Source organism: Calothrix sp. CBUCES-K 9914, from assembly GCF_059640475.1.
Window position 1 is genome coordinate 1 of sequence record NZ_JBXXZH010000285.1, and the last position, 10,806, is coordinate 10,806.

General features: G+C 38.9%; 7 protein-coding genes and 1 pseudogene. 4 read left to right on the forward strand and 4 right to left on the reverse strand.

Translation table 11 applies throughout. From position 1 onward, the window contains the following. Together AC2JBO_RS37975 and AC2JBO_RS37980 are read left to right on the forward strand one after the other, a co-directional pair. Positions 1-741, forward strand: a 741-nt coding sequence (locus AC2JBO_RS37975) for an ABC transporter substrate-binding protein (protein WP_496958811.1), incomplete at its 5' end; no start/stop codon positions are given. A 351-nt stretch (positions 742-1,092) separates the two neighbouring features. After that, complete coding sequence (locus tag AC2JBO_RS37980) at positions 1,093-2,460, forward strand: protein kinase domain-containing protein (protein WP_496958812.1); 1,368 nt, start codon at positions 1,093-1,095, stop codon at positions 2,458-2,460. A 329-nt stretch (positions 2,461-2,789) separates the two neighbouring features. On the opposite strand, the gene alaS is transcribed toward AC2JBO_RS37980, so the two are convergent. Then, positions 2,790-5,435: an alanine--tRNA ligase gene (alaS, locus tag AC2JBO_RS37985; protein ID WP_496958813.1), complete on the reverse strand. Its 2,646-nt coding sequence runs from the start codon at positions 5,433-5,435 to the stop codon at positions 2,790-2,792. A gap of 472 nt (positions 5,436-5,907) precedes the next feature. Between alaS and AC2JBO_RS37990 the strand changes: the two genes are divergently transcribed. Both AC2JBO_RS37990 and AC2JBO_RS37995 read left to right on the forward strand, forming a co-directional pair. Beyond that, positions 5,908-6,111 carry a heavy-metal-associated domain-containing protein gene (locus AC2JBO_RS37990; RefSeq protein WP_496958814.1) on the forward strand — a complete coding sequence of 68 codons (204 nt, stop codon included), beginning with the start codon at positions 5,908-5,910 and terminating at the stop codon, positions 6,109-6,111. A 666-nt stretch (positions 6,112-6,777) separates the two neighbouring features. Then, positions 6,778-7,800 (forward strand): diguanylate cyclase, encoded by a 1,023-nt coding sequence (locus tag AC2JBO_RS37995; protein ID WP_496958815.1) that lies wholly within the window; start codon positions 6,778-6,780, stop codon positions 7,798-7,800. Between the two features lie 33 nt (positions 7,801-7,833). Here AC2JBO_RS37995 and AC2JBO_RS38000 read toward each other — a convergent pair whose 3' ends face one another. From AC2JBO_RS38000 to AC2JBO_RS38010, 3 genes and pseudogenes are all read right to left on the reverse strand, one after another. Then, complete coding sequence (locus AC2JBO_RS38000; protein WP_496958816.1) at positions 7,834-8,514, reverse strand: M41 family metallopeptidase; 681 nt, start codon at positions 8,512-8,514, stop codon at positions 7,834-7,836. Positions 8,515-9,669: 1,155 nt separating this feature from the next. Continuing rightward, positions 9,670-10,296, reverse strand: coding sequence for a DUF4340 domain-containing protein (locus tag AC2JBO_RS38005; RefSeq protein ID WP_496958817.1), 627 nt, complete (start codon positions 10,294-10,296; stop codon positions 9,670-9,672). Positions 10,297-10,306: 10 nt separating this feature from the next. Beyond that, a pseudogene (locus AC2JBO_RS38010) lies at positions 10,307-10,806 on the reverse strand (ABC transporter); the annotation flags it as partial.

Consider the following 10,806-nt stretch of genomic DNA (forward strand, 5'->3'; position numbering starts at 1 on the left):
CAATATGTGGAGCAGAACCTAAAAGTTAAAAAAGTGGCGATTTTTTATGATTCTTCTAAAGAAATCACTTACAGCCAAGATTTACGAAGAGATTTCATGAAATTTTTTGAAGACAAATCGCAAGGAACAGAAGTTGTTGAAAGTATAGATATATCTACGCTCAACGACAAGTTTTTTGACAAGCAAAAACTAGACTCAGTAATTCAGAAAGGCGCCCAAGCTATATTAGTAATACCCAACTTCAACTCCAGAGAGAGTGCTTTAAACGTTATTTCCGCAATGCCTAGTACCAAAGATGCTACTCAACGTGTACACCTAATAGGTGATATTAGTAACTTATATAGAGGTATTACTCTATCTCAAAGAGAAAAAGCCGAAGGTATGGTAATGGCAGTTGCGACACAAGTTACTGAGCAAGACAAATTTTACCAAGATGCCTTATCGCTTTGGGGTGGAAGAATAGACTTAGCTTGGCAAACAGCAACTTCATACGACGCAGCGCAAATTTTCATCGAAGCGCTCAAACGTGTCCAAGCGCAAAACCGTAATGTAGACCGCGAAGCTATCCAAGAAGAAATTTGTAAAAATGATTTTAAAGCTACCGCAGCATCAGGTGAAACTCTAAAATTTAACTGCGACCTCACCAGCACCCCTGTAGATCGAGTCAAGCTGGTACAAGTAACGGCGCCTGACCCTTCAAAACCTAACTCCGACTATTACTTTAAATTAGTGAAAGATTAAAACCTCTCCCCTAACCTCTCTCCTTCTAGGATACCGCTGGCGAATAGGGGGTAGTACCCATCATTTCATGAAAACAGGCGTGTAGAGACCGAACATGTAAGGTCTCTACATTTCCGGAAATGACGCAAAATCGTGATACTGAGGGGTCAAACCTATCATTCGCCAGCAGTATCCTTCTAGGAGAGGGGAGTACGTTAACTCCCCTTCCTTAATTTATATTAATAAATGTAACATTATGAGTATCTATGCTGGGTTCCGAACGTCTTAAATATTGTTCTGAATTATCTTTACGAATAGATTATTCAGTAGGAGCGGTATATAGTTACACACCATAAAAGCTGAAGCGAGGATATGGATATTTGTTGCACTCGACCTAGCTGCCCAAAACCAATAAACTCTTTTCCTGAATTAGATAACCCTTCTGTTCTCAAGAATATTTTGCAGCAGTACTGCATTACTTGCGGAATGCCGCTAATTTTAGATGGGCGTTATATACCAATAAAGAAGTTAAGGCAAGGTGGGTTCGGCGCCGCTTTTTTGAGTTGCGACCGTCGAACTCCGGGGATGCGCTTTGGTGTGGTCAAGCAGTTGCAACCATCAGCGAGCTTAAAGCCAGAACAGATAACAAAGGTAACACAGCTATTTCATCGTGAAGCTGAAGCTTTGGAAAAATTAGGCGCCCACCCGCAGATTCCAGATTTGTTTGCATTTTTTGCCATACAGCCTAAGCGTTTTAAATTGCAAGTAGAAGAACCTATTGAGTTATTTTACTTAGTACAGCAATATATTGACGGTGAAAACCTAGAGCAAGAATTGTCCAGTAAAACTAAATTTACTGAGGCAGAAGTTATTGTTGTGCTGGAAGCTATCTTACACATATTAGATTTTGCTCACAACAATAACTCTATTCATCGTGATATCAAACCGTCTAATATTATGCGCTCGCGCGATGGTCGGTTATTTCTTGTAGATTTTGGTGCAGTTAAACAGGTAGTAGCAACAGGGAGGGGGCAAGATACTCAGTCAACACTTGATGTGTCTTCGGTATCCATAACCAATATTTACACACCCGGTTTTGCCCCACCAGAACAACTTGATGGACGCGCGATTTTTCCCTCATCTGATTTATATGCTCTTGCTGCTACTTGCTTGTTGTTACTAACTGGGAAACCACCGACAAGCTTTATCGACGCTTACACTGGCACTTGGAACTGGCGCCGAGAAGTGAATATCAGCGAAAGGAATGCCAGGATTTTAGAGCGGATGCTGAGGGAAAAACCAATAGACAGATTTCAGTCGGCCAAAGATGTCCTTGATGCTTTAAAACAGAAAGCACCTGTTGAACAACAAGATTTTTCCAATTTAGATTGGTTAATTGCACCATTCTTAACAGGTTTTGAAATTGGAATATTAGCAGTATTTCTTAATAATTTATTAGGTAGATTTGGTGTAGGAATAGCGATAATAATTTTAGGGAGTTTAGTTTATACTCAATACAAACAATTTATTTTTGAAAAACATTTATATATAATTGTCGGCGTAACATTAGCGCTCGTACTATTGTTACTACCAATCTTCCCATCGGCGCCAATTTTAGGATTTAACTTAGCAAATAACCATTTACTAGTCACGTTTTTTGCTTTACTATTAGGTCTTTTTGGTGTTGTGTTGACTGGCTTATCTCAGTTAATTTACCAATTATTATCATTCATCAAATAACTCTTGTGGAGCGGGCATAGAAAGCCCGAATTTTGTACCTTTAGTTCTATCTACATTACCTCCAAAGAATTGGTTGTATATTCTATAGATTTTGTTACCCATCCAATTATCTCATTTACTATTTCTCTATCGGCACCAACCACGTAAGTAAATCTATTAAAATTTAAATTTGTTATGTTTGCCGTCGTGACCTTAGATTTGCTTATTCATATTGATGGTGCGTGACGCTAGATAATTTTTGGTAAAGCTTGATGATTTTTGGTAGCGTCACACACCCTACATTAATACTTTTGTAGAATGGGCAGGCAAGATGCCTACCCTACAAGAAATTAACTTAAATTAGCTTTTAATTCACTTTTTGCTTTTTCCAAAGCTTCAGCTAACTTACTCGCATCGCGTCCACCTGCTTGAGCGAGGTTTGGTCTTCCACCTCCTCCTCCACCACAAATTTTTGCGATGTTGCCAATAAATTTACCAGCCTGGGCGCCTTTCTTATTAACATCACTACCAAAAGCAGCAACCAAAGTAACTTTACCTTCTTCGGAAACTGAACCTAATACTACAGCAGCATTGGCGCCGAGTTTTTGCTGTAATCTTTCACCAGCAGTTTGTAAGGAAGCTGCATCTACGTCATCAATACGCGCGACTAGTACTTTGAAGTTACCAATAGTTTCGGCGTTAGCTAACAAACTATCAGATTTTGCAATTGCGAGTTGTCCTTTTAAACTTCCAAGTTCTTTTTGTGCTGCTTTGATTTCATTTTGTAACGCAGTAATACGGTCGGGTACTTCTTCGGGTTTTACTTTGAACCTGTCGCTTAAGTCTTTAACAACTTTATCGCGCACGTTTAAGTAATCTAATATTGCTGCACCAGAAACTGCTTCGATACGACGCACACCGGAAGATATACCCGTCTCAGAAATAATTTTGAATACACCGATTTCCGCAGTATTACTAACATGTGTACCACCACATAATTCCATTGAAACGCCTGTGAAGTCGATAACTCGAACTTCTTCGCCGTATTTTTCGCCAAACATTGCTGTAGCGCCTTTTGCTTTTGCTGACTCTAAGGGTAATACCTCAACTTTGGCAGGATGTGCTTCAGATATCCAGTTATTTACTTGTTCTTCGACTTGTTGCACTTCTTCGGGTGTTAACGCGCGTGGACAGTTAAAGTCAAAGCGTAATCTATCGAAAGATACTAGCGAACCTGCTTGAGATATGCTGTCATCGACTATTTTTTTCAATGCAGCTTGCAGTAAGTGTGTTGCTGTATGATTTGCTTGGGCGCGGCGCCGACATGCACGGTCGATTTGAGCGGTTACTGTATCACCGACTCGAATTGTACCACGTTCGACTTTTCCTATATGAACGAAAAAGTCTGATTCTTTTTTAACATCTTCGATACGAACAACTATACCGTCACCTGTGATATAACCTCGGTCGCCTATTTGTCCACCTGATTCAGCATAGAATGGGGTTTTGCTAAGAAGGATTTGCACTTCGGTGCCAGCTTCTGCTTCTTCATTGGCAACACCATCTATTAATATTGCTTCGATTTTTGCTGTTGAAGAAGGTTCGGTATAACCAACAAAATCTGTAACATTAATACTCTCTGCTAACTTGTCGATAGTACCTTGTACTGTTAAATCAATAGTTTCGTGTGCTTCACGTCCGCGTTTTTTCTGTTCCTCCATCTCATAAAGGAATTCTGCCTCATCAACTGTGAGGTTATTTTCTGCAGCTATTTCTTGGGTAAGTTCAAGTGGAAAGCCATGAGTGTCGTAGAGATCGAAGGCATTTTTCCCGCTAATAACGGTTCCTTGAAGTTGCTTGAGGTCAGCGATAATTTTATCAAGAAGTTTTTCGCCGTTTCCAAGGGTTTTGAGGAACTGTGATTCTTCGCGCTGTAACTCTGATTTTATGGCATCTTCGCGCTTACGTACTCCTGGGTAAGCATTATCAGAAAGAGCAATTGCAGTTTCTGCTACTTGGGTAGTAAATTCTCCAGATATACCAATTAATCTACCGTGACGCACTACACGACGGATGAGGCGCCGTAATATATAGCCACGTCCAGTGTTGGAAGCGCGAATTTCATCGGCTATCATATGCACAACCGCGCGCACATGGTCGCCGATAACTTTTAGCGAGACTTTGGTTTTTTCGTCGGCAGTACTATAATCTATTCCTGCAATATCTGCCGCAGTTTTAATAATTGGGAAGATTAAATCGGTTTCGTAGTTGTTGGGTACTTGTTGGAGAATTTGCGCCATTCTCTCCAAACCCATCCCTGTATCTATATTCTTATTGGCTAGCGGTGTTAAATTATCTTCAGCATCGCGGTTATATTGCATGAACACCAGGTTGTAAAACTCGATAAACCGGGTGTCATCTTCTAAATCTATATTGTCATTACCACGTTCGGGATGGAAATCATAGTAAATTTCTGAACATGGTCCACATGGCCCTGTGGGGCCTGAATTCCAAAAGTTATCGTCGGCGCCCATCCGTATAATACGTTTGGGTGTTACACCTATTTGGTCACGCCAAATTGCAAACGCTTCGTCATCTTCCTCAAATACGCTGACAACTAAGTGTTCGGGAGGTAAACCAAATACTTTTGTAGAAATTTCCCAACCCCAAGCAATTGCCTGTTCTTTGAAATAATCACCAAAACTAAAATTACCCAACATTTCAAAGAACGTGTGGTGACGCTTCGTAACACCTACGTTTTCTATATCGTTGGTACGAATACACTTTTGCGAAGTTGTCGCGCGCTTAAATTCAGGAGTGCGCTGCCCTAGAAATATCGGTTTAAATGGAAGCATCCCCGCGATAGTCAGCAGTACCGTGGGGTCTTCTGGCACGAGAGAAGCACTTGGAATTGGGGTGTGTTCTCTGTTTGCGTAGAAGTCTAGAAATTTGGTGCGAATGTCGCTACCACTAAGGTACTGAGGATTAAAAGACATGGGAGTTTATTTAATATAAGGCTTGGACTGAGGAACTGGGCTTAATTGCCCATTTATCAAGAAGTATGCCGCACTCAATGCCTTTTCTGCCAGCAAAAATGGCATTCTTGTAGCCAGAATTTATCTTTCGATGAACTCTAGGAGTGTAATCACATAAGTACATTCTTATATTTTGACATTTTGTTATTGGTTGTAGCTATTTTCGGCGCCGTTACACGTTGTATTGTGCAACTATTCCTTACTGTCACAACAACCTTACTTTAGTAGGATGATTAGGTTAAGCTTGCTCTATTAATATGGTGTGAGAAAAACCAATAACTGTTAATCGTTGGATAGTTAGTCAGTGATAGACTCTCTACTACTGTATCCTGCTGTCTATTTAAGAGTAAAAGTTGGTTCGGTTACGTCGTAGGGCGCCAACCAACAGCAACGCTCTTCAGTTATTCAACCATTAAGCATAAAGGAATAAATAATGGCGCTAAAGTTAAACGTCCCCGATATTTCTTGTAATGATTGTACCGAAACAATCTCTGAGGCGGTTCACGTCGTTGAACCCGACGCAAAAGTAGATGTTGATGTCAACGCGAAAACCGTAACAATCGAATCTAGCGCGTCGGAAGAATCAATCAAGCAAGCTATTGTTGCCGCCGGTTACACCATAGAAGGCTACCAGTAAATTTGTCTGAAATAGGTAATAACTAGTAATATGTTGTATTAAGCTTGTTCTCACTTGAATTGAGAACAAGTCTTTCTTGATTGAATATGCTGATACGCATTCTTCGCATAAAAACTTTCAATTTACCTTTTTTATAGTAAATCTGGAAAGCTATAGTCAGCGCTAACATTAGTTAACGAATAGCGTTTTTTTGATCAAATGCTATTCACCTGTGTGGTCTTAAATAAATTTCGGTTTTTACTTAGTAACTATTGGCTATTTTAATAAAACTAAGTACAATAGCTAATTGCAAACTAATATTTTGATATAAAATTACGCATGAAACAATAAAACAGCCTTTCTATGACTAAGCTAACTTACGTAACTTCTGGAAAATACAGTAATACGTTTATACTGCAAAAGATTATTCAGTATTTCTACTGTTTAAAAAAAATACGTAAAAGCCGACAGTAAGTAGCATAAGATTTAACTCAAAAGTTATAGCCAGTTTATTAATTAAGAGGTGATGAGTCTTGAATAGACGTTATGTTAACCGTTATCAGGACATTTTGCGTGGGGTAACACCCCTCACTAAAAATACTGTTCTATTTAGTATTTTTAGCGAACGTTGATAGATTTATAGAGGATATACCTGGTACTAGTTGAAATAGGGCAGAAAGCAAACCAATGAATATATCCATTCTGATCTATGGAACTGAAATATTTTTTAAAACGCTTCCAGATCAGATCCGTGATACAACCGCTTTTAGCATCGAGGTTATCGCCAATTTAAATCAGGCGGTGTCCAGAGTTCAGATTGCGCCGCCTGATGTCATCCTAGTACAAGCTAGTGCGGATGGCAGTTTGGAATTATGCTGTTGGCTAAAGGAGCAGACGAAGTTATCGTGGATCTACTGTATTTTGTTAGAAGACCGTTCGCATATTCTCTCGGACAAGCTTGAGCAAGATGAATTGTGGGAAGTTGAAATGGTTTCAGCTGCTTTGCGACAAGGTGCCGATGCCTACATGTGGTGGCTTCCAGAATATAGTCTTGGCGATAACTTGATTAAATCTATAGCTAAAGAACGCCTACTAATAGCTCAATTAACAGTAGGTTTGCGAAAAGCTCAAAAGTACCGTGATCTGATTCGCACCAATGACTTACTTAGTGCAATTGCACTATCTGATGCACTAACTGAATTAAATAACCGTCGTGCCTTAGAATGGGATTTACCGAAACAAATTCAAAAAGCGCGTTCGCAAAATTTACCCTTAAGCTTGATTATTCTTGACGTTGATTACTTCAAGAAAGTCAACGATACACATGGACATTTAGTTGGCGACCGACTATTACAGTTATTATGTACACGAATCAAGCATAACTTGCGGTTTCAAGACGTGCCCTTTCGATATGGTGGTGAGGAGTTCGTAATTATTTTAGGCGATACCACTTGTGAGGAAGCGCTCGTAGTGGCAAAACGCTTAAACCGTATAATTAGCGATGAGCCATTCGCGGTTAGTAATACTTTATCTATCAATGTTACCATTAGTCTTGGAATCGCTAGTTTAGATGCTTCAGATGACGTAAAAGGCACTAGTTTACTGTATCGTGCCGACCAACGTTTGTTACATGCTAAAGCATCTGGACGTAACAGGGTAGTTAGTAGCGATCAAGTTTCTAGAACTCATTTACACGCAGTTTCTTCTTAGAGTAAAAAGTGCTGAGTGCTGAGTGCTGAGTGTTCAGCACTCAGCACTAATTATGACTTCGGTACATTTTTCTACTGGCGCCCGTTGTTTCATGGCAGCTACTAATGCTTCGTATGCTGACCAATTTTCTTGAAGAAGGGTTTTTGCTTGCAAAGCACAAAATCTTTGCTTTTGGTTGAATATAGATTCTGAAAAACCTAAGCTTTTTAATAGTGTTACTAACTTTGTTTTATCGTCGGCGCCACCAGTAGTGTTATTGTAAATCAAGGTTTCTGCTGCAATACCCGCCATCCAGACTGTACAATAACGGTCTAACATAGTTGCCGAAATTTGACCTTGACTTAGTTCAGATGTAAGTCTTTCATCATCAAAACTTACTCCTCCAAGTCCAGCTTGCCCCTGCTTCAAAGCTTCCCAGGCACTAAGAGTATAGCTAACAACTGGGATACCTAACTTATAAGCCACCAAGAAATGCCCCGCTTCATGATGCACGATTCGTTCTCGATGTGCTGGAGAAAAACCAGCAATCCAGTCTAAAATAACATTTCCACCTTTGCCCTCTAACGCAAAACTGTCAAGTGTTGCTATACCCAAAATTGCAAATGTAGCAACTGCCGGAAATGCTGGCGACAAGTGTACCAATGGTCCCAGCAGTATAGATACCGTCATCAAAAAAACGGATATCGCAACCAAATTCAAAGCTGTTTGGCTCATTTCGATTAGTATTTTAGTTATTTATGTTTATGTTACATTTCTTAATCTCATTTTAATATATCTAATCACAGTCATGCACATCTAAGCACATCTAAAATATTATGACTTTATAGTTCAAAAGTTCTATATAAATAAAAAACTGAGTTTTGGAATTAGCGAAATGCTAAATTCAAATTTTAAATTCAGTACAATTACGTAATTAAATTCAAGTAAAGTTCAAATAAAAAAATATTATCTGATTTTTGATACGAGTATTTACTTAAAAATTACGTCAGACCAATTCTACAATTTGGTGATTATACAGCAATCCTAAATCAGTTGTGAAATCCTTGCGTGTAGAGACGCGCAAGCGAAGCTTCTCCGTTATCCGAAGGATATCCACTTATGGTAGGAAAATTTACCTGCGGCACACTCCGCTCTGCGCGTCTCTACATCTATGTATTTTACTTATACACAAAATGAACGGATTATTTTATTTCCCAAGAGGTAATTATTTTTACTAATTACTGTTGAATAATAGTGTAATGTCTCTACACTATGCTGGCACCTGTTAAATTGGAAAAAGACGTTTACAATTGAACATGTATCTTGTCATTCTAATTCAAAATTTCTGATGTGCTAGTATAATAAAAGACTGTAATTGCCTAAGTGAAAATTGGGTTAACGCTTGTACGATTAGATTTTCAAATATTTGAAGTTAATGTTAAGGAAGATGCCAATGCTGTATCTACCACAGTTTATTCATTACTGTATTTGAACTCATGTTTAATTTGATACTAATATTTTATCTACTACTAGCAGGTTTATTTTTTACAAAGTGGCTTGATTTCTTTCTAGAAGATCAAGATATGAGTCCGCAAATGCGCTGGCTCTCAAGTATAATCTTAGTCATAGCCACTATTCTCTGGCCAATTACTGTACCATTTGCCTACTTAGAATTATTAAAATTTCACAAGAAGAATAAACAAATCATAAATTTGTTAATAAATTTATCAAATGCTAAAGTTCTTGATGATGCACATTTAAGGCAAAAATTGACAGATTCGCTATCATTTTCAGTTCCGAGTTCTCCTAATTTTAAAAAAGAGGAAAATTCATAGAAAATTCATAGAAAATTCATAGAAAATTCATAATTCAATATCACCTACTAGCTGCTTAATTCTTAGGGCTGGCAGATGGAGGTATAAAAGTTGGCAATGGTATTGGAGATGATGACTGAGAATTTTGTTGCCATTCTGAGATTTCACGGTTAACTGCGTTCTGAAAATCCTTTGATACTAACAGTACATTGGTTTTACCATCTTTGTTTATGCTAGGGTCAGCTTGAGCATATAAGAAACTGTTATTAAAATCAGGCTTTCCTATAATTAGCCGATGGGTTTTTTGATTTTTGAGCTTGATTTCAATGCTTGCTTGAGGTTGGTCTAAACCGAATTGGCTTAATTGGTTTGCTTCACTTGGAATAATTCGATTTTGAACCCCTTTTACTAGTAAGTCAGTCAAATATGATACGGATGCATCTGATGCTGGTGCTGTTTGAGGCGCCTTAAGTAGCCATTTAGGAGGTTCAGAGTTAGTGCTACGTTCAATAATGATATCGCCGCTATTTGTTTTAATCGTTAGAGACTGTATGTCATCAGCAACGAAATTACCAAATATAGGTTGTTTTGTCTCGCTTGCACTGTCGCGCACCGAAGCACCCTTAATTTCGTAGAAGTAAACAAAACCACCTAACCCAAAAGCAAGCAATAACAAAATTAAAGTTGTTCGCTGTAATTTCATGATTTATTATTTAGCGTCGTTGCCACCAAAGTAAACCAGCTCCCACAAAGCCGATGAAAGGCAATATAAACAGAGTAGACCATCGCAAAAGCAATGTCTGAGCAGTTGAAAGGTTAATTCGACGATTTTTAGGTTCTTTTGGTCGAATTGAGAGAGGTTGCTGGTCTTGCTGACTTAACCAGGTAACAGAGTTAAGAAAAACATCCCCGTTAAGTCCCTGCTGAAATAAACCATCAGTAATGAAATCAGAGTTTCCAATTACAACTAAACGCGATTCTTTGTTTATAGGAGTAGTTGAGGAAGTTGTTGTAGCTGTTGTAGTCGCAGTAGGAGTAGGAGTTATTTGTGCTGTTGGAGTTGTAGTCGGAGTCGGAGTAGCGGTTGGGGTTATTTGTGCTTTTGGAGTTGTAGTCGGAGTCGGAGTAGCGGTTGGGGTTATTTGTGCTTTTGGAGTTGTAGTCGGAGTCGGAGTAGCGGTTGGGGTTATTTGTGCTTTTGGAGTTGTAGTCG

Coding starts and splice junctions, on each gene's coding strand:
- AC2JBO_RS37980 (WP_496958812.1), top strand. CDS start 1,093: ATGGATATTTGTTGCACTCGACCTAGCTGCCCAAAACCAATAAACTCT.
- alaS (WP_496958813.1), bottom strand. CDS start 5,435: ATGTCTTTTAATCCTCAGTACCTTAGTGGTAGCGACATTCGCACCAAA.
- AC2JBO_RS37990 (WP_496958814.1), top strand. CDS start 5,908: ATGGCGCTAAAGTTAAACGTCCCCGATATTTCTTGTAATGATTGTACC.
- AC2JBO_RS37995 (WP_496958815.1), top strand. CDS start 6,778: ATGAATATATCCATTCTGATCTATGGAACTGAAATATTTTTTAAAACG.
- AC2JBO_RS38000 (WP_496958816.1), bottom strand. CDS start 8,514: ATGAGCCAAACAGCTTTGAATTTGGTTGCGATATCCGTTTTTTTGATG.
- AC2JBO_RS38005 (WP_496958817.1), bottom strand. CDS start 10,296: ATGAAATTACAGCGAACAACTTTAATTTTGTTATTGCTTGCTTTTGGG.